At 62.4% G+C, this 19735-nt stretch carries 16 protein-coding genes and 1 tRNA gene; 14 read left to right on the plus strand and 3 right to left on the minus strand.

Annotation, left to right across the window (positions count from 1 at the left end; all coding sequences use genetic code 11):
* The first annotated feature begins 215 nt into the window (after nt 1-215).
* The 13 genes from NKI38_RS14555 to NKI38_RS14615 all read left to right on the plus strand — a co-directional run bounded on the left by NKI38_RS14555 (nt 216) and on the right by NKI38_RS14615 (nt 15081).
* Nucleotides 216-836 (plus strand): NADH-quinone oxidoreductase subunit J, encoded by a 621-nt coding sequence (locus NKI38_RS14555; RefSeq protein WP_352632470.1) that lies wholly within the window; start codon nt 216-218, stop codon nt 834-836.
* A 1-nt stretch (nt 837) separates the two neighbouring features.
* A complete protein-coding gene (nuoK, locus tag NKI38_RS14560) occupies nt 838-1146 on the plus strand; it encodes an NADH-quinone oxidoreductase subunit NuoK (protein WP_010910101.1) in 309 nt (102 codons plus the stop codon).
* Nucleotides 1147-1156: 10 nt separating this feature from the next.
* Nucleotides 1157-3130 (plus strand): NADH-quinone oxidoreductase subunit L, encoded by a 1974-nt coding sequence (gene nuoL / locus NKI38_RS14565; RefSeq protein WP_352658650.1) that lies wholly within the window; start codon nt 1157-1159, stop codon nt 3128-3130.
* The gene (locus tag NKI38_RS14570) at nt 3130-4635 is read left to right on the plus strand and encodes an NADH-quinone oxidoreductase subunit M (protein ID WP_352658652.1); all 1506 of its coding nucleotides are present in this window, start codon (nt 3130-3132) and stop codon (nt 4633-4635) included. Before nuoL ends, NKI38_RS14570 begins: the two co-directional genes overlap by 1 nt.
* A gap of 18 nt (nt 4636-4653) precedes the next feature.
* Complete coding sequence (nuoN, locus tag NKI38_RS14575) at nt 4654-6090, plus strand: NADH-quinone oxidoreductase subunit NuoN (protein WP_352658654.1); 1437 nt, start codon at nt 4654-4656, stop codon at nt 6088-6090.
* 5 nt (nt 6091-6095) lie between these two features.
* Nucleotides 6096-6917: a biotin--[acetyl-CoA-carboxylase] ligase gene (locus NKI38_RS14580; RefSeq protein WP_352658656.1), complete on the plus strand. Its 822-nt coding sequence runs from the start codon at nt 6096-6098 to the stop codon at nt 6915-6917.
* A 118-nt stretch (nt 6918-7035) separates the two neighbouring features.
* Complete coding sequence (locus tag NKI38_RS14585; protein ID WP_352658658.1) at nt 7036-8706, plus strand: ribonuclease J; 1671 nt, start codon at nt 7036-7038, stop codon at nt 8704-8706.
* Nucleotides 8707-8837: 131 nt separating this feature from the next.
* Complete coding sequence (mce, locus tag NKI38_RS14590) at nt 8838-9242, plus strand: methylmalonyl-CoA epimerase (protein WP_352658660.1); 405 nt, start codon at nt 8838-8840, stop codon at nt 9240-9242.
* Nucleotides 9239-9523, plus strand: a complete 285-nt coding sequence (locus NKI38_RS14595; protein WP_352658662.1) for a DUF1467 family protein — start codon at nt 9239-9241, stop codon at nt 9521-9523. Before mce ends, NKI38_RS14595 begins: the two co-directional genes overlap by 4 nt.
* Nucleotides 9524-10158: 635 nt before the next feature.
* Nucleotides 10159-11487, plus strand: coding sequence for a proline--tRNA ligase (gene proS, locus NKI38_RS14600; RefSeq protein ID WP_352658664.1), 1329 nt, complete (start codon nt 10159-10161; stop codon nt 11485-11487).
* Nucleotides 11484-12764 carry a lipoprotein-releasing ABC transporter permease subunit gene (locus NKI38_RS14605; RefSeq protein ID WP_352658666.1) on the plus strand — a complete coding sequence of 427 codons (1281 nt, stop codon included), beginning with the start codon at nt 11484-11486 and terminating at the stop codon, nt 12762-12764. Before proS ends, NKI38_RS14605 begins: the two co-directional genes overlap by 4 nt.
* Entirely contained in the window at nt 12761-13444 is a 684-nt protein-coding gene (locus NKI38_RS14610) for an ABC transporter ATP-binding protein (protein ID WP_181956525.1), read from the plus strand. The genes NKI38_RS14605 and NKI38_RS14610 overlap by 4 nt, the downstream gene beginning before the upstream one ends.
* A gap of 386 nt (nt 13445-13830) precedes the next feature.
* Nucleotides 13831-15081, plus strand: a complete 1251-nt coding sequence (locus NKI38_RS14615; protein ID WP_352658668.1) for a site-2 protease family protein — start codon at nt 13831-13833, stop codon at nt 15079-15081.
* Nucleotides 15082-15102: 21 nt separating this feature from the next.
* Here the strand turns inward: NKI38_RS14615 and lipB are convergent, their stop codons facing one another.
* Nucleotides 15103-15846: a lipoyl(octanoyl) transferase LipB gene (gene lipB, locus NKI38_RS14620; protein ID WP_352632450.1), complete on the minus strand. Its 744-nt coding sequence runs from the start codon at nt 15844-15846 to the stop codon at nt 15103-15105.
* 274 nt (nt 15847-16120) lie between these two features.
* Between lipB and NKI38_RS14625 the strand changes: the two genes are divergently transcribed.
* Nucleotides 16121-16205 (plus strand) — tRNA-Leu (locus tag NKI38_RS14625).
* Between the two features lie 54 nt (nt 16206-16259).
* On the opposite strand, the gene NKI38_RS14630 is transcribed toward NKI38_RS14625, so the two are convergent.
* Nucleotides 16260-18284, minus strand: coding sequence for a BTAD domain-containing putative transcriptional regulator (locus tag NKI38_RS14630; RefSeq protein WP_352632448.1), 2025 nt, complete (start codon nt 18282-18284; stop codon nt 16260-16262).
* 545 nt (nt 18285-18829) lie between these two features.
* The gene (gene sucD, locus NKI38_RS14635; RefSeq protein WP_352632446.1) at nt 18830-19726 is read right to left on the minus strand and encodes a succinate--CoA ligase subunit alpha; all 897 of its coding nucleotides are present in this window, start codon (nt 19724-19726) and stop codon (nt 18830-18832) included.
* Between the last annotated feature and the right edge of the window lie 9 nt (nt 19727-19735).

A 19735-nucleotide genomic window follows, 5' to 3' on the forward strand; every position in this document is an offset into this window, starting at 1 on the left:
GGCCTCGTCCAGAGGATGATCCCGAAAAGTTGCAGACCTTTCGGACCAGATCGCCCTCCGGAATTCAGAGTGGCCCATGTTTCTTTCGATCGGGCCTTTCAACCCGATCGGAACATGGGCTAGGACAACGCGGCTTCGGTACCGGAGGCGGAACGAAGCCAGAGACAAACAAACAGGACGTTCGTCCTGTTTGTACAGGAACCCGGGGGAACCCCATGTTGAGTGGACTAGAGGCGGCCTTTTTCTACCTCTTCGCCTTTATCGCGGTGGCGTCGGCGTTCATGGTCATTTCGTCGCGCAACCCCGTGCATTCGGTGCTGTTCCTGATCCTGACCTTCTTCAACGCCGCCGGCCTGTTCATGCTGACCGGCGCCGAGTTCCTGGCGATGATCCTGCTCGTCGTCTATGTCGGCGCGGTCATGGTGCTGTTCCTGTTCGTCGTCATGATGCTCGACGTCGATTTCGCCGAGATGAAGGAAGGCGCCTTGCAATACGCGCCGATCGGCGCGCTGGTTGGGCTGATCCTGGCGGCTGAGCTGATCATCGTGCTCGGCGGCTACACATTCGCGCCGCAGCTTGCCTCGACGGTCTCGAAGCCCATCCCGGATCTCGCTGCGCGGACAAATACCGCCGCACTCGGCGACATCCTCTATACCGATTACCTCTACTACTTCCAGATTTCGGGCCTCATCCTGCTGGTCGCCATGATCGGCGCCATCGTGCTGACGCTGCGCCACAAACCGGGAATCAAGCGGCAGTCGATTGCGGCCCAGGTCGGCCGTACGCCGGCAACGGGCATGGAAATCCGCAAGGTCAAGACAGGCGAGGGGCTCTGAGATGGTTGTCGGTATCGCACATTATCTGACCGTATCGGCTGTTCTGTTCACGCTCGGCGTGTTCGGCATCTTCCTGAACCGCAAGAACGTCATCGTCATCCTGATGTCGGTCGAGCTGATCCTGCTCGCGGTCAACATCAACTTCGTCGCCTTTTCGGCAGCACTCGGCGATCTGGTCGGCCAGGTGTTCGCGCTGTTCGTGCTGACGGTCGCGGCGGCTGAAGCCGCCATCGGACTTGCCATTCTCGTCGTCTTCTTCCGCAACCGCGGCTCGATCGCGGTCGAAGACGTGAACATGATGAAGGGTTGACGGAACCACCATGTATCAGGCCATCGTCTTCCTTCCCCTGCTCGGCTTCCTGATCGTCGGCCTGTTCGGCACGTCGCTCGGCGCCAAGGCGTCCGAATACATCACCTCCGGTTTCCTGGTGATCGCGGCCGTGCTGTCGTGGGTCGCTTTCTTCACCGTCGGCTTCGGCCATGGCGAGGTGTTCACCGTGCCGGTGCTGCGCTGGATCCAGTCAGGCGGACTGGAAGCGTCCTGGGCGCTGCGCATCGACACGCTGACGGTGGTGATGCTGGTGGTGGTCAACACCGTGTCGGCGCTGGTTCACATCTATTCGATCGGCTACATGCACCACGATCCGAACCGGCCGCGCTTCTTCGCCTATCTGTCGCTGTTCACCTTCGCCATGCTGATGCTGGTGACGGCGGACAATCTGGTGCAGATGTTCTTCGGCTGGGAAGGGGTCGGTCTCGCCTCCTACCTGCTGATCGGCTTCTGGTACAAGAAGCCGTCGGCCAACGCCGCGGCGATCAAGGCCTTCGTCGTCAACCGCGTCGGCGATTTCGGCTTCGCGCTCGGCATCTTCGGCCTGTTCGTGCTGTTCGGCTCGGTCAATCTCGGCACTATCTTCGCCAATGCGGCGACGTTCATTCCGGCCGAAGGCGCGCCGCAGGGGGCCGCCGTGCTGACCTTCCTTGGCTATGCGCTGGACAAGCAGGCGGCCATGACGATCGTCTGCCTGCTGCTGTTCATGGGCGCCATGGGCAAGTCGGCGCAGGTGCCGCTGCATACCTGGCTGCCGGACGCCATGGAAGGCCCGACGCCGGTTTCCGCACTGATCCATGCCGCCACCATGGTGACGGCCGGCGTGTTCATGCTGGCGCGCCTGTCGCCGCTTTTCGAACTGTCGCATTCGGCGCTGATGGTCGTCACCTTCATCGGCGCCTTCACCGCCTTTTTCGCGGCGACGGTCGGCCTCGTGCAGAACGACATCAAGCGCGTCATCGCCTATTCGACCTGTTCGCAGCTCGGCTACATGTTCGTGGCGCTCGGCGTCGGCGCCTATGGCGCGGCGATCTTCCACCTGTTCACCCACGCTTTCTTCAAGGCGCTGCTGTTCCTCGGCTCGGGCTCGGTCATCCATGCCGTCTCCGACGAGCAGGACATGCGCAAGATGGGCGGCTTGCGGACGCTGATCCCGACCACTTACTGGATGATGGTGATAGGCACGTTGGCGCTGACTGGCGTCGGCATTCCGGTGACGGTCATCGGCACCGCCGGCTTCTTCTCCAAGGACGCGATCATCGAGAGCGCCTTTGCCAGCCACAATCCGGTTGCCGGCATGGCCTTCATCCTTCTGGTCATCGCCGCCTGCTTCACCTCCTTCTACTCCTGGCGGCTGATCTTCATGACGTTCCACGGCCAGCCGCGGGCGAGCCATGAGGTGATGCACCACGTCCATGAATCGCCGCCGGTGATGCTGGTGCCGCTGTTCATCCTGGCCGCCGGCGCGCTGTTTGCCGGCGTCATCTTCCACGGCGCCTTCATCGGTGAAGGCTATGCCGAGTTCTGGAAGGCGTCGCTGTTCACGCTGCCGAACAACCACATATTGCACGAGATCCACGAACTGCCGCTGTGGGTCGAACTGTCGCCGTTCATCGCCATGCTGATCGGTTTCGCGGTGGCCTGGAAGTTCTACATCCGCTCGCCGGAGATGCCCGTCAATCTGGTTGCCCACCATCGCGGGCTCTATGCCTTCCTGCTCAACAAATGGTATTTCGACGAACTCTACGATTTCCTGTTCGTGCGGCCCGCCAAGCGTCTCGGCCATTTCCTGTGGAAGACCGGCGACGGCGCCGTCATTGACGGTCTCGGCCCGGACGGTATTTCGGCGCGCGTCGTCGATGTCACCAACCGCGTCGTCAAGCTGCAGACCGGCTACCTCTACCACTATGCCTTCGCCATGCTGATCGGCGTTGCCGCCCTCGTCACCTGGATGATGCTCTGATGACCGCCTGGCCAATCCTCTCGCTGGTCACCTTCCTGCCGCTGGTTGGTGTGCTGCTCATCCTGTTCATCAACGATGACAGTGAAAACGCGCGCCGCAACATCCGCGCCATCGCGCTGTTGACGACGACGTTCACGTTCATCATCTCGCTGTTCATCTGGACCGGCTTCGACAATTCGCAGTCCGGCTTCCAGTTCGTCGAGAAGGCCGCCTGGCTCGACTCCGGCATTTCCTACCATATGGGCGTCGACGGCATTTCGATGCTGTTCGTCATCCTGACGACCTTCCTGATGCCGCTCTGCATCCTGGCGTCGTGGGAATCGATCGAGAAGCGCGTCAAGGCCTACATGATCGCCTTCCTGCTGCTCGAAACGCTGATGATCGGCGTGTTCTGCGCGCTCGATATCGTGCTGTTCTACGTCTTCTTCGAAGCCGGCCTGATCCCGATGTTCATCATCATCGGTGTCTGGGGCGGCAAGCGGCGCGTCTACGCCTCGTTCAAGTTCTTCCTCTATACGCTGGCCGGCTCGGTGCTGATGCTGCTCGCCATCATGGCGATGTTCTACCAGTCCGGCACGACGGACATCCCGACGCTGTTGACGCACAATTTCCCGGCCAACATGCAGACATGGCTATGGCTTGCCTTCTTCGCCTCCTTCGCGGTGAAGATGCCGATGTGGCCGGTGCACACCTGGCTGCCGGACGCGCACGTCGAGGCGCCGACGGCGGGGTCGGTCATCCTGGCCGCCATCCTGTTGAAGATGGGTGGGTACGGCTTCCTGCGTTTCTCCTTGCCGATGTTCCCGCTGGCGTCCGAGATGTTCGCGCCGCTGGTCTTCGTGCTCTCCGTCGTCGCCATCATCTACACCTCGCTGGTAGCGCTGATGCAGGAGGACATGAAGAAGCTGATCGCCTATTCGTCCGTCGCCCATATGGGCTTCGTCACCATGGGCATCTTCGCCATGAACCAGGAAGGCGTGCAGGGCGCCATCTTCCAGATGCTCAGCCACGGCCTCGTCTCCGGCGCGCTGTTCCTGTGCGTCGGGGTCATCTACGACCGCATGCACACGCGTGAAATCGACGCCTATGGCGGCCTGGTCAACAACATGCCGAAATATGCCGCCGTGTTCATGATCTTCACCATGGCCAATGTCGGCTTGCCCGGCACCAGCGGTTTCGTCGGCGAGTTCCTGACTATGCTCGGCGTGTTCCGGGTCAACACCTGGGTGGCGTTCTTCGCCGCCACCGGCGTCATCCTGTCGGCCGCCTACGCGCTCTGGCTCTATCGCCGGGTGATCTTCGGCGCGCTGACCAAGGACAGCCTGAAAAACCTGCTGGATCTGTCGCCGCGCGAGAAGGTGATCATCTACCCGCTGGTCGTGCTGGTCATCTTCTTCGGCGTCTATCCCGCACCCGTCTTCGACGCGACGGCCGAATCGGTCAAGTCGCTCGTCACCAATGTCACTGCATCCATCGGCGCCGCGCAGACCGCGGCGGCGAACTGACCAGAGGTTTTGCGAAACATGACGCCGGACCTTCTCTCCAGCCTGTCGCTCTCGACGCCAGAGCTGATCCTTGCCGTCGGCGCGCTGGCGCTGCTGATGGTCGGGGCCTATTCGCGCGCCAACACCGCCAACACGGTGACCGGCCTTGCGGTAGCCGTGCTGGTGATCGCCGGCGCCTGGCTGATCTTTTACACCGGGCAGGGCAGTGCCTATGGCAATGCCTTCATCCAGGATACTTTCGCCCACTTCATGAAGGTGCTGGCGCTAGTCGGCTCGGCGGTGACGCTGGTTATGTCGATGCGCTTTGCCAAGGCGGAACAGTTCGACAAGTTCGAATACCCGGTGCTGATCCTGCTTTGCACGCTCGGCATGATGTTGATGATCTCCGCGAACGGCATGATCGGGCTCTATCTCGGCCTCGAGCTGCAATCGCTGGCGATCTATGTGCTGTGCGCGATCAACCGCGACAATCTGCGTTCGACCGAAGCCGGCCTCAAATATTTCGTCCTTGGCGCGCTGTCGTCGGGCATGCTGCTGTATGGCATCAGCCTGGTCTATGGCTACACCGGCAACACCGGCTTCCAGGAGATCGCTTCGGCGCTGGGCAGCGGCGGGCGCCAGCTTGGCCTCGTCTTCGGTCTCGTCTTCGTGCTGGCCGGCCTTGCCTTCAAGATCTCGGCTGTGCCGTTCCACATGTGGACGCCCGACGTCTATGAGGGCGCGCCGACGCCGGTGACGGCCTTCCTGGCGGCCGCACCCAAGATGGCGGCGATGGCGCTGATCGTGCGCGTCACCATGGGCGCGTTCAAGCCGATCGCCGCCGACTGGCAGCAGATCATTGTCTTCATCTCGATCGCCTCGATGGCGCTCGGCGCCTTTGCCGCGATCGGGCAGACCAACATCAAGCGGCTGATGGCCTATTCCTCGATCGGCCATATGGGCTACGCGCTGGTCGGTCTTGCCGCCAACAGCCAGGCCGGCGTGCGCGGCGTTGCCATCTACATGCTGATCTACCTGGTGATGACGCTCGGCACCTTTGCCTTCATCCTCGCCATGCGGCGCAAGGAAGGCAATGTCGAGCAGATCAGCGATCTGGCCGGCCTGTCGTCGACCAACCCGATCATGGCGACGATCCTGACTATCCTGATGTTCTCACTGGCCGGCATCCCGCCGCTCGCCGGCTTCTGGGGGAAATGGTACGTCTTCCTCGCCGCCATCAACGCCAATCTCTACGCGCTGGCGATCATCGGCGTGCTGGCCTCTGTGGTGGGCGCCTATTATTATCTGCGCATCATCAAGATCATGTGGTTCGACGAACCGGTTGGCGGCTTTGTGCCGATGGCGAGCGAATTGCGTGTCGTGCTCGGCGTCTCCGGCGCCTTCGTGCTGTTCTATGTGCTGATCGGCGGACCGATCGGTACCTATGCCGAAGCCGCCGCCAAGACGTTTTTCTAGACGGCATGGCATTTCGGCTGGCTCCAACCTCGGCGTCGGAAGGGTTCCGGCTCGAGGCGCATGACAGCGTCGGCTCCACCAATGCGCTGGCGCTGGACCACGCAAGGGCAGGCGACCCGGGCAAATTGTGGGTCGTTTCCAAAAAACAGGAAAGCGGGCGCGGACGACGTGGCCGCGTCTGGGCAACGCCCGAAGGCAATCTGGCGGCGACGCTGCTCGTCATCACCAATACCGAGCTTCGCCTTGCCGCAACGCTGGGCTTCGTCGCTGGCCTCGCCCTGGCCGATGCGCTCGACGCCGTGGTGCCGAAGGGCCGGATCGCCATCGGCCTCGACGGCGGCAGTGAGGGAAAGAACCGTTTCGAGCTGAAATGGCCGAACGACGTGCTTGCCTCCGGCGCCAAGCTGGCCGGCATCCTGCTGGAATCGGCGATCCTCGACGGCGGCCGTTTCGCGGTGGCGGTCGGCATCGGCGTCAATGTGGTGGCTTATCCCGAGGATTTGCCGTATCCGGCAACGTCATTGCGCGCTCTGGGCGCGACATGCGATGCGGAAACACTGTTTCTGGCGCTGTCGGACGCCTGGAGCGAGAATGCCAGGTTATGGGACGAAGGGCGCGGACTTGCCGCCGTCAGGCGACGGTGGTTGGCTCGTGCAGCGGGGCTCGGCGGGCAGGTTGCTGTCAGAATTGACGGTAATGTCGTGCGTGGGGTGTTTGAAACCATTGACGAGGACTGCCGTTTCGTGATCCGCGACGATGAAGGTTCGGTTCTGACGATCGCCGCCGGCGACGTGCATTTCGGCGCGGTCGCGTCTGCCCGCGTCTAGAGCCGTTCGCTAACGGCTCTAAGTGTTTGTTTTCATGCAATTCCTGTGGGAAAATCGTTAGACACTTTTCCTGGAATTGCTTTATGGACTTGGCCTGAGGGCCAGGAAGGGAAAAATCATGGCGAAAGCGGAAAACGCCGAACTCGTCTTCGTGCCACTCGGCGGCGTCGGCGAGATCGGTATGAACTTCGCTCTTTACGGCTACGGCCCGCCGAGCGCGCGCGAATGGATCATCATCGATGTCGGTGTGACCTTCCCCGATGCCGCGCATCCGGGCGTCGATCTGATCTTGCCCGATACGCGCTTCATCGAGGAGAACCTTGCCAATCTGCGCGGCATCGTCATCACCCATGCGCATGAAGACCATTATGGCGCGTTGCTCGACACCTGGCCGAAACTGAAGGCGCCGGTGTGGATGACGCCGTTCAGCGCCGGCCTGCTTGAAGCCAAGCGGCAAGGCGAACAGGGCGCGCCGAAGATACCGGTGACGATCTACAGAGCAGGCGAGAAATTCACCGTCGGTCCGTTCGAGATCGAAGCCATTCCGGTGGCGCACTCCATTCCCGAGCCGATGTCGCTGGCGATCACCTCGCCGGCCGGCACCGTCATCCATACCGGTGACTGGAAGATCGACCCGGAGCCGACGATCGGGCCGAAGACCGACGAGGGGCGTTTCCGCGCCTACGGCGACAAGGGCGTTCTGGCACTGATCTGCGATTCGACCAATGCGCTGCGGGAAGGCGAGTCGCCTTCGGAAGTGGCCGTCGGCGAAGGCATCAAGGGTGTCATCCAGGCCGCCAAGGGCCGTGTCGCCGTCACCACGTTCTCCTCCAATGTCGGACGCATTGTTTCGATCGCCAGGGCGGCTCGGGATGCCGGCCGTCAGTGCCTGGTGCTCGGCCGCTCGCTGAAGCGGGTGATCGATGTGGCGGGCGAACTCGGTTACATGGACGGTCTGCCGGAATTCATCGCCGAGGAGGATTTTGGTTTCATCTCGCGCGAAAACCTCGTCATCATCTGCACCGGCAGCCAGGGTGAGCCGCTTGCCGCATTGGCCAAGCTGTCGCGCGACGAGATGAAATCGGTATCATTTACGGCCGGCGACACGGTGGTGTTTTCCTCGCGCACCATTCCGGGCAACGAGAAGGCGATCCTCGAGATCAAGAACCGCCTCATCGACCTCGGCATCAAGATCATCGAAGACGGCGACGCGCTGGTGCATGTCTCCGGCCATCCGAGGCGCAGCGAATTGCGCAAGATGTATGAGTGGGTGCGTCCGCAGATCGGCGTTCCAGTGCATGGCGAGGCGGCGCACCTGGTGGCGCAAGGATCGCTGATGTCGACGTCGGGCATCGGCCAGGTGGCGCAGGTGCGCGACGGCGACATGCTCAGGCTTGCTCCTGGCCCTGCCACCATCATCGACCAGGTGCCGTTCGGCCGCATCTACAAGGATGGCAGACTGATCGGCACCGATCAGGCGATGGGCATCCGCGACCGGCGCAAGCTATCCTTTGCCGGCCATGTCGCGGTTAATGTCGTGCTCGACGACAAATATGAGCTGGCCGGTGACCCCGACCTGGTCGCCATCGGCGTCGCCGAGGCCGACGGCCGAGGCGAGACGCTCGAAGACCTGATGATCGATGCGGCAATCGGCGCGGTGGACTCAATCCCCCGTCAGCGCCGAAAAGACCTCGACCTTGTGCAGGAAGCAGTCCGGCGCGCCGTGCGCGGCGCCGCCAACGAAGCCTGGGGCAAGAAGCCGTTGGTGACGGTGTTTGTGACGAGGTAGTGAATAGTGAATAGTGAATAGTGAATAGTGCTCGACGTCCTGCACTGATCGAGATTGGGCCATTCACCATTCACCATTCACCATTCACCATTCACCATTCACCATTCACCATTCACCGCGGGAGCTTTTGCATGCTCGGACGTCTGAACCATGTCGCGCTTGCCGTGCCGGATCTGGCCGCTGCCGTCGCCGCCTATCGCAACACGCTTGGCGCTGACGTGACGGAGCCGCAGGTGCTGCCGGAGCATGGCGTCACGGTGGTGTTCGTCAATGTCGGCAACACCAAGATCGAACTTCTGGAGCCCTTGGGCGAGGGGTCGCCGATCGCTGCCTTCCTGGAGAAGAACCCTTCGGGCGGCATGCACCATCTCTGCTATGAAGTCGAAGACATCCTGGCCGCGCGCGATCAACTCAAGGCTGCCGGCGCCCGCGTGCTGGGAGACGGCAACCCGAAAACCGGCGCGCACGGCAAGCCGGTGCTGTTCCTGCATCCGAAGGACTTCTTCGGCACGCTGATCGAACTGGAGCAATCATGAGCTGGGTTTCGTTCACCGTCCTGTTTTTTGCGACCTGGTGGGTGGTGCTGTTTGCCGTGCTGCCGTTCAGTGTGAAGACGCAGGATGACGATCGCGATGTGACGCTGGGCACGGTTCCGAGCGCGCCGCGCGGGCCGCATATGCTGCGCGCCGTGATCCGCACCACCGTCGCCACCGCGATCCTCATGGGCATTTTCTATGGCCTGACGCATGGGCTGGGATACAGCCTCAACGACATCCCGCACATCGTGCCGGATTTCGGCCAGACGCCAGCCAAATAGACTGTCTCGCAACGACGTTTTTGTCCGTTGGAACCTTGGGCGGCTTCCGAAGGGAATGCCATGCCGTTTTGCGGCTGGTGGAGCGCTGACGCAGGGTAAGGTGGTTTGGCAACTCGTTGCGCTAAGCGGATGATTGCACAAAAAAAATGCAAGGCACAAGGCCTTGCAATTTAAACGCGTCCGATCTGTTTCCGGTTTCCGGTGGCAGCGAGTAACCGCGCCTAGATCGCATCCTCCCAAGACTTTGACCGCGTAGGAGAGCAGATTTTTTTCTACCCTCTCGGTTATCGGGGCACATTAGCCTAACGCGAATGAAAATGTCACGAAGAATTTTGCCTTGAAACGGGCATTCTCGTGCTGCACTGCACAATAGTGTGGCAGGCGTTGCTTGGGAAACGACCAGCAAGGCGCGCGGGGCAATCGCGGCGCCTTGGAACGCCGCGCGTTTGCCCGACCCGCGAGGAACACTGCAACAGTTTTACTCCCTGCACCTCCGTATTTTTGAAAATCAATTTCCGATTTTCGGGCCGGTGCGTCCGGGTTTCCATTCCGCCATGAAATGGCTATGAAGCCGGGGCAAGCAAGCCTGCGTCGCGCCGATTCCCGCGCGGTCATTCTCACTCACGGACCAGTCCATGCGTTTGTCGCGCTATTTCCTGCCTATCCTCAAAGAAAATCCGCGCGAGGCTGAAATCGTCTCGCACCGGCTGATGCTGCGCGCCGGCATGATCCGCCAGCAGGGGCAGGGCAGTTTCTCCTGGCTGCCGCTCGGCAAGCGGGTGCTGGACAAGGTCTGCCACATCATACGCGAGGAGCAGAATCGCGCCGGTGCGCTGGAAATCCTGATGCCGACCATCCAGTCGGCCGATCTGTGGCGCGAAAGCGGCCGCTATGACGACTACGGCAAGGAGATGCTGCGCATCAAGGACCGGCAGGATCGGGACATGCTCTACGGCCCGACCAATGAGGAAGTGGTCACCGAGATCGTCCGCGCCTATGTGAAATCCTACAAGGACCTGCCGCTCAATCTCTACCACATCCAGTGGAAGTTCCGCGACGAGGTGCGGCCGCGCTTCGGCGTCATGCGCAGCAGGGAATTCCTGATGAAGGACGCCTATTCCTTCGACCTCGACTTCGAGGGCGCCAAGGCGGCCTACAACAGGATGTTCGTGTCCTATCTCAGGACGTTTACGCGCATGGGCCTGCAGGCGATTCCGATGCGGGCCGACACCGGACCGATCGGCGGCGATCTCAGCCATGAATTCATCATCCTGGCCGACACCGGCGAGAGCCAGGTCTACTGCCACCGCGACTATCTTTCGCTCGATGTGCCCGGAGAGAAGACCGACTTTGCCAACGACGCCGAGATCGGCGACATCGTCAAGACGTGGACAACGCCTTACGCCGCCACCGACGAGATGCATGATGAGGCTGCTTGGGAAAAGATCGGCGACAACGACAAGGTTTCGGCGCGCGGCATCGAGGTCGGCCACATCTTCCATTTCGGCGACAAATATTCCAAGCCGATGGGCGCCAAGGTGACCGGGCCCGACGGGAAGGATCATTTCGTCTCCGGCGGCTCCTACGGCATCGGTCCGTCGCGCCTTGTCGCGGCGATCATCGAAGCCAGCCACGACGACAACGGCATCATCTGGCCGGAGGCGGTGGCTCCGTTCGACATCGGGCTGATCAGCATGAAGGCGGGCGACGCCGAATGCGATCGCGTCTGCGACGAGCTGCATGCCGCTTTCGTCGCCGCAGGCAAGGACGTGCTCTATGACGACACCGACCAGCGGCCCGGCGGCAAGTTCGCCACCGCCGACCTGATCGGCCTGCCGTGGCAAGTGATCGTCGGACCGCGCGGCGTGGCTGCCGGCGAGATCGAGATCAAGAATCGCAGGACCGGCGAGCGCGAGACGCTGCCGATCGCGGACGTGAAGAAACGCTTCGGTGCCGCTGCATGAGCGAGGCGGCAAGATCGGCGGGCGCCGGGCCTTTTTCCATCTTCGAGCGCATGGTCGCCTGGCGCTATTTGCGCTCGCGGCGCAAGGAGACGGTGATCTCGGTGATCGCCTCGATCTCCTTCCTCGGCATCATGCTTGGGGTCGCCACGCTGATCGTGGTGATGGCGGTGATGAACGGCTTCCGCGCGGAGCTGCTGACGCGCATCCTCGGCGTCAACGGCCATCTCATCGTGCAGCCGCTCGATTCGCCGCTTGAGGATTATGCGCAGGTCGCCGGCCGCATCAACGGCGTATCAGGCGTCAAATACGCCATACCGCTGATCGATGGTCAGGTGCTGGCACAAGGAAATGTCGGCGGCGGAACCGGAGCGCTGGTGCGCGGCATCCGCGGCGAGGATCTCAGCAAGATCTCGATCGTTGCCAGCAACATCAAGCAGGGCTCGATCGCCGATTTCGACTCCGGCGAGGGCGTGGCCATCGGCAAGCGCATGGCCGAGAATCTCGGCTTGACGCTTGGTGACACCATCACTTTGATTTCGCCGGACGGCGACGTGACCCCGATCGGCACGACGCCGCGCATGAAGGGCTACAAGATCGCGGCGATCTTCGAAGTCGGCATGTCGGAATATGACACTTCCATCGTCTACATGCCGTTCTCCGAAGCGCAGCTTTATTTCAACATGGACGGCCGCGCGCAGACGATCGAGATCTATGTCGACAATCCCGACGATGTCGATGCCCTGAAACCGAAGGTGGAGGCGGCGGCGCAGCGGCCGATCGACATGGTCGACTGGCGCCAGCGCAACGAGACGTTCTTCTCCGCCCTGCAGGTCGAGCGCAATGTCATGTTCATGATCCTGACCCTGATCGTGCTGGTGGCGGCGCTCAACATCATCTCCGGCCTGATCATGCTGGTGAAGGACAAGGGCCACGACATCGCCATCCTGCGCACCATGGGCGCGTCGCGCGGCGCCATCCTGCGCATCTTCCTGATGACGGGGGCGGCGATCGGCGTGACCGGCACGCTCGCCGGCGTGCTGCTCGGCGTGCTGATCTGCACCAACATCGAATCCATCCGCCAGTTCTTCTCCTGGATGACCGGCAAGGTGCTGTTCAACCCGGAGCTCTATTTCCTCAGCCAGTTGCCGGCGAAGATGGATCCGCGCGAGACGACCTATGTCATCCTGATGGCGCTCGGCCTGTCGTTCCTGGCAACGGTGTTTCCAGCATGGCGGGCCGCGCGCCTCGATCCGGTCGAAGCCTTGAGGTACGAGTGATGGCCGAGGCCATTATCGAGTTGAAGAGCGTCGAGCGGCACTATGTGCAGGGGCCGCGCAAGCTCACCATTCTCAACGGCGCGGATTTCTCGCTGAAGCGCGGCGAGATGGTGGCGCTGGTGGCGCCGTCGGGCACCGGCAAGTCGACGCTGCTGCACACTGCCGGCCTGCTGGAGCGTCCCGACGCCGGCGACGTCATCCTCGCCGGCCGTGCCTGCGGACGGCTCTCCGACGACGAGCGCACCGCGATCCGCCGCAACGATGTCGGCTTCGTCTACCAGTTCCATCATCTGCTGCCGGAATTCTCGGCGCTGGAAAACATCATGATGCCGCAGCTCATCAAAGGGCTGAGCCGCAAGGACGCGGCCGAGCGCGCGGCACAGCTGCTCGACTACATGCAGATCGGCAAGCGCGCGTCGCACCGGCCGTCCGAGCTTTCCGGCGGCGAGCAGCAGCGCGTCGCCATTGCCCGTGCGGTCGCCAACGCGCCGCTGGTGCTGCTGGCGGATGAGCCGACCGGCAATCTCGACCCGGTCACCGCCTCCTATGTGTTCGAGGCGCTGGCGGCGCTGGTCAAGCAATCGGGCCTCGCGGCGCTGATCGCCACCCACAATCACGAACTGGCGTCGCGCATGGACCGGCGCGTCACGCTGGCCGACGGCAAGGTCGTCCCGCTTTAACGCACGCCGATATTCAGCCGGTCTGACCTGAGTCTCAACGGGCGATGGGCAACCGTCGCACGCCCGTCAACCTTTCCTTAACCCTGCCGATTTGATCGCCCGAAAATTCCGGACGTAGCCGTATTGCGCGCCTTGACATTTGAACAAAATTAGAACAAAATACGAACATATCAACAACAGGAGAGAGTTATGACCGATCTGGTTCAGGATGTCATCTCACTGGTTTGCATGAGCACGTTTCTCGTTTCCATGGCGATCTGGATCGGAGCCATGTGATTTGGCGGCGTTCGCCGCTGCGGGGACTGGCGGTCGAAAGTCGTTCCCGCGTTAAGCTTTTCTTGCCGCCGCGACGTTAGGGTGCATAGAAGACAGGGAGCGACGTCCAAGTGTCGCCCATCGTCACGGCCATTCTCGTGGCCAGCAATCTCGGGCTGATCTTTCTCTTGATGACCGTGCCGCTTGGTTTGCGCACGATCCGGTTGACCCGTGTGGTGGCGATGGACCGACAGCGCCTCTGGCAGGCGCTGTGGCCGCTTGGCAGCGATGCCGGCTGGTCCGGTGAGATCCTTTCCGCCGAGGCGCCGGACGGCGAGGGCGTGGCCCGCATCATGCTGTCCTGGGAAGGACGCGACGGCAAGCCGATCGAGCGCAAGTCGCGGTTTGAAGACATTGTCGAGGGCAGCCGCTTCTCGATGCGTGTCCTCGAGGACACCGCGCTCGACGCTTCGTTCTGGAAGGATTTTGGCGAAACCACCGAACTCGTTTCCGAGGGCAACGGTACGCGGGTGACGCTCAGCCAGACCGATCGCTACCGCGGCGTTGCCTTCCTGGTGTTCCGCTATTTCGCCATGCGCCGCGAACTCTCCAAGCTGCAGCGCTGGGCGCGGACCGGGCAGTATCGCAAGGGCGGCTGGTTCGAGCATCCGCTCAGCCAGGTCGGCTTCGCTGGTCTTTCCGCACTGATCCTGTGGCCGTTCTTCGGGCTTCATTTCGGCGGGCTGGCATTGGCCGCGATCCTGACATCGGTTGTGGCCCTGCACGAGCTTGGTCACATGGCCGCATTTCGGCTGATGGGCCACAACAGGGCACGGATGATCTTCATTCCATTGCTCGGTGGTATCGCCATTGGCGGGCGGCCCTATGACAGCCGCTTCGAGGTCGCCTTCGTGGCGCTGATGGGCGCCGGCTTTTCCGCCTTCCTGGTGCCGATCACTATCGCCGCCAGCACCTTTGCCGGCGCTGAAGGACATCGGCTGGCGGCGGCGCTGCTGGCGACACTGGCGGGCTTCGCCGCCCTGTTCAACATCGCCAATCTGGTGCCGGTGTGGAAGTTCGACGGCGGCCAGGTGCTGCGCCAGATCTGTCCGGGGCCGGTCGCGCTGGCGCTGGCCTCGTTCTTCCTGCTCTCGGCCTTCCTGGCGGTGGGTTGGCAGGCCGGCTTTTCCTCCAACTTCCTGCTCGCTACAGGAGCGGTGTTTTCAATTCTCAGCCTGCTGACGATGAGCAGCGGGGTCAAGCCGCGTCATGAGCTGAAGCCGATCCGCACCGTCGACCGCTTCGCCATGGCGGCAGCGTTGCTGGCGGTGTTCGCCATCCACGGCTACGGCGTTCTGTGGGCCTCCGCTCAGCTAATTTGAGCCGTACCGGATCAGCAGAAATCAACCGGCCTTACGCGCGGCTTCGGCAGGCAAGGCCGTGGCGGGACCGAAGACGTCCTCGAAGGCGGATTTCAGCGCGAGATCAAGGTCGGCCATTGTCAGGGGAAGGCCGAGGTCGACGAGGCTGGTGACGCCGTGGTCCTGCACACCGCAAGGCACGATGCCGCTGAAATGGTCGAGGTCCGGCTCGACATTGATGGCGATGCCGTGAAAGCTCACCCAGCGCCGCAGCCGGATGCCTATTGCCGCGATCTTGTCCTCGGCCGGCGAGCCGTCCGGCAGTGAAGGGCGATCCGGCCGCACCACCCAGACGCCGACCCGGTCCTCGCGACGCTCGCCTTGCACGTTGAAAGCGGCGAGCGTGCCGATGATCCACTGTTCGAGCGCGGCGACAAAGGCGCGGACATCCTCGCGCCGCCGTTTCAGGTCGAGCATGACATAAGCGACCCGCTGGCCCGGCCCATGATAGGTGTATTCGCCGCCGCGTCCGGCCGCGAAGACCGGGAAGCGGTTGGCGTCGATCAGGTCCTCGCTCCGGGCGCTGGTGCCGGCCGTGTAGAGCGGCGGATGTTCGACCAGCCAGACCATTTCGCCGGCAGCCCCGCTGCGGACCGCCTCGGCGCGCGCCTCCATGAAGGCAAGCGCATCGGGATAGGCGGTGAGGCCGGGCTCGATCAGCCACTCGACCGGCGCTGAGCCGGGCAGGGGCAGGAACGACGTGGCTATCTGGCTGCGTTCTGTCATCACGGCTCTCGTCCACGGCGCGTCATTTCAAATGCGACATGCCCCGGGTGTTGTCTTGTTCATGTCGTAGTCCCGAAACCGCTCGGCGCCTTTTTGGACGACATGCCTGGTCCTTCATATGGCGGCAATCGGGCAAAACGTCCAGTTCGAGGGGCGTTTCAAGCTTCTTGACCGTTATGCCAAAATGGCTGGTGATTATTACGTGTCGCGCACTTGTTTCGCCGGAAACGATTTGCTACACGCCGCGAGCCGGTCGGTTCCGGCTCTACCACGTGCGGTCGTGGCGGAATTGGTAGACGCGCAGCGTTGAGGTCGCTGTGGGGCAACCCGTGGAAGTTCGAGTCTTCTCGACCGCACCAATTTGATGCCCCAAGGGCAACGCCAAACTCGACACGCCTGCCGGTGATACCGGATTACTCCGGCAGTCCTGCTTTCCGAAGTGCTTCGACATACCTGGCGCGATCGTCCTGTCGACGAAATGGCGGCAACACATCCGCGAGATTCGAAAGGCGGAGCGCAGCATCGAATTCGCACAGGCGAGCGGTCATTTCCCGTGCTTCCGCAAGCCGCCCCGCAAGCGCATGACCTGCTGCCACCACGCGCATAGCGCTCGGGTAGTTCGGCTGCAGGCGCAACGATTTTCCCGCCCATGCGACGGCGTCATCGTAGTGGCCAGCACAGAAATGAGCGAGCCCGGTGTTGAACTGCCAGGCGAACAGGCGTGGATCCAGCGGGCTTAGGCGCATGGCAAGCGCGGCGTGCTCGATGGCCTCGTCTGGCTCGCCCAAGCAAGCCTTCACCCAGCTGCTGACGCCCAAGGCAATGGCCGAGTTCGGGCTGAGAGTGAGCGCACGGTCGATGCAGGCGGCACTGTCCTCCAGATCGCCGCCTACGTAGCCGAGGACGTATCCAGCGTAGGAGAGCACAATCGCATCGTCCCTCCCGAATTCGACTGCTCTTCTGGCCAGTCGAGTGGCTTCGGCAATCTCTTCCGCGCGGTTGACCATCCAGCCGTTACTCTTTCGCGTGGCGTAGCACCGCGCCGCCCGGGCATGGGCCAGAGCGAACTCCGGGTCACGCTCGATCGCCTTCATGAAGAGCCGCAAGGCATCGTCGATGACCAATCTGTCGGTGATCGTGCGGTCAAAGGCAGATAGCCCGCGGAGATAGTAGTCGTAAGCGTCGAGGCTCTCCGTCGGCTTGCGTTTGGCACGCTCGATCTCAGCCTCTTCCACTTTCGGTGTTATTGCGCCCACTATGCTGGACGTGACCTGATCCTGGAGATCGAACACATCCGCCAGAGTTCCGTCGAAGCGATCTGCCCAGAGGTGGGCACCTGTCGAAGTGTCGATGAGCTGCCCGGCAATGCGCAGGCGATCGCCCGCTCGGCGCACGCTGCCCTCAACCACGTAGCGCACGCCGAGTTCGCGCCCGATCTGCTTCACGTCCGCGGTTCGACCCTTGTAGGCGAAGCTCGAATTCCGCGCGATGACAAAGAGATGGCGGAAGCGAGCCAGCGCAGTGGTGATGTCCTCCACGACACCGTCCGCGAAATAGTCTTGCTCGGGGTCGCCGCTCAGGTTCTGAAAGGGCAGCACGGCGACTGACGGTTTCATCGGAAGCGGCGGCAGCGTTATCGCGGCCTCGCCGTTGGACTGCAGCACCGACGCAACCTCAAGATCCGCCTTGGTCTGCTGATACTCGACTCGTTCCCTTGATCGCAGCGAAGCTGCAAGGGAACCTGTCTGCGCCTCGGGTTCCACGCCCAGATGCTTTGTCAAGGCTGCTCGGCAAAGGTCGAACTGGCGCAGGGCTGCATTTTCGTGACCCCGATGTACATAGATCCGGATCAGCGCCCGATGGGCCTCTTCCGCGGTTGGGTCCGAAGCGAGCAGCCTTTCCGCAAGTCCTTCGCAGGCTGCCTCTTCCGCCGAGTCGGGTGCGAGCGGCGCGAGGCTCAGCCGTTCCACCAATTGCCGTGCTTTGCGTTGATATCTGCTCTGATGCGATCCAAACCACTCGCCCAGTTCGTCCGGGATGACTTCGCCGGCAAGGACGTCGCCGCGATAGAGGTCGGCAGCGGCGGCAAGATCAATGACTTGGCCTTGCTTGAGCTTCTGCTCGAAGACCCAGATATCCGCTTCGTCGGAACCAGCTGTCAGCGCGACGGATTCCTGGTCTCCCTCGATGTAGATGGCTGCATCGCTGCGCGTTGGAAACGGCCGCCTGATGTCGACAAGCGCCTGCCGTAGACTGTTGCGTGCCTGCGCGCCGTCCCGTCCCGGCCAAAAGACCTCGGAGAGCGGCTCTCGACTGAGTCCTCGGCGGCCTGCCAAGACCAGAGCAGCAAAAAGAAGCGAGGACTTGCGCGTGCTGAAGCGGACGGGCTGGTCGTCAAGGGAAATAACTTCGAGACCGCCAAGCAACCGAATGCGCACGATTGGCTCCAGACTTCGACCCCAGTGGGCTGGATAGCATTTCCGTCGGTCGATTTAACGCAGATTTAGCAGCGGCGGGCCGGTTTTTCTCTTTTTTTCGCGCGCGGCCGAACAGCCGCAAAGCACAGGCATGGCAAGCTCTGGCCGTAATCTGGAAATGGGAGGGCCAAAATGGCTCATACGGGAACTCGCGCCAGTCGCTATCCGAGGAAAGGTCGCCTCCTTAGGGCACTGCCGGAAAGCATAGCAGTAACGATCGCAGCTTTCAGAAACTGGCGGCGTACCGCTGCACGACGCAGAGCAATCGCAGGTCTGACCGTCGATCAGTTGAGGGACATCGGCCATCCAGTGGTCGATGCGCCTACGCTCGAAATCAAAGCGGGTCTGATCACGAACTTGATGTCGATGAGGTGAGATCGGGTGCGACACGTCACGGCGGTCGGCCTTCTCGAGGCTCGAAACGGCAGCGGCGGCGCGTCATTCAGACCACGCCGCCGTTTCGTTTGTTGACTAAGCTGTAAGCCCGAAAGCCGGCTCGATCGGAATCAGGCAGCCTTCTTCCGGGCCAGGGTATCGGCCACGACCTCGCCGAAGGACGATGGCGTCGGCACAATGGCGACGCCGGCCTCTTTCAGGATTTCGACCTTTTCCTGCGCCGATTCGCCGAAGGCCGAGATGATGGCGCCGGCATGGCCCATGCGCCGGCCTTTTGGCGCGGAAAGCCCGGCGATATAGGCGATCAGCGGCTTGCGCATGTTGTCGCGCGCCCAGATCGCTGCTTCCGCTTCCTGCGGTCCGCCGATCTCGCCGATCATCACCACGGCGTCGGTTTCGTCGTCCTGCTCGAACAGCTTCAGAATGTCCTTGAAAGACGAGCCGTTGATCGGATCGCCGCCGATGCCGACGCTGGTCGAGACGCCGATGCCAAGCGCCTTCATCTGCGAGGCGGCCTCATAGCCGAGCGTGCCCGAGCGCCCGACGATGCCGACGCGGCCGGGGAGATAGATGCTGCCCGGCATGATGCCCATCAGTGCCTGTCCGGGCGTAATCACCCCGGCGCAGTTAGGCCCGATCAGCCGCATGCGGTCCTCAAAACGGTAGCGGCGCATATAGCGCTTGACCTGCATCATGTCCTGCGAGGGAATGCCGTCGGTGATGCAGACGCACAGCTTAATGCCAGCATCTGCGGCTTCCATGATGGAGTCGGCGGCGAAAGGCGGCGGCACGAAGACGATGCTGGCCTCGGCGCGGGTTTCGCGAACGGCTCCCTTGACGGTGTTGAAAACGGGCAGGCCGAGATGCGTCTGCCCGCCCTTGCCGGGCGTCACGCCGCCGACGAGCTTGGTGCCATAGCGCTTCATGTCCTCGGCATGGAAGCTGCCGATCTTGCCGGTGAAGCCCTGGACGATGACCCGCGTACCGCGGTTGAGCAGGATTGCCATTTCGAACTC

This window comes from Mesorhizobium sp. M0621 (assembly GCF_040320745.1).
GTDB lineage: Bacteria > Pseudomonadota > Alphaproteobacteria > Rhizobiales > Rhizobiaceae > Mesorhizobium.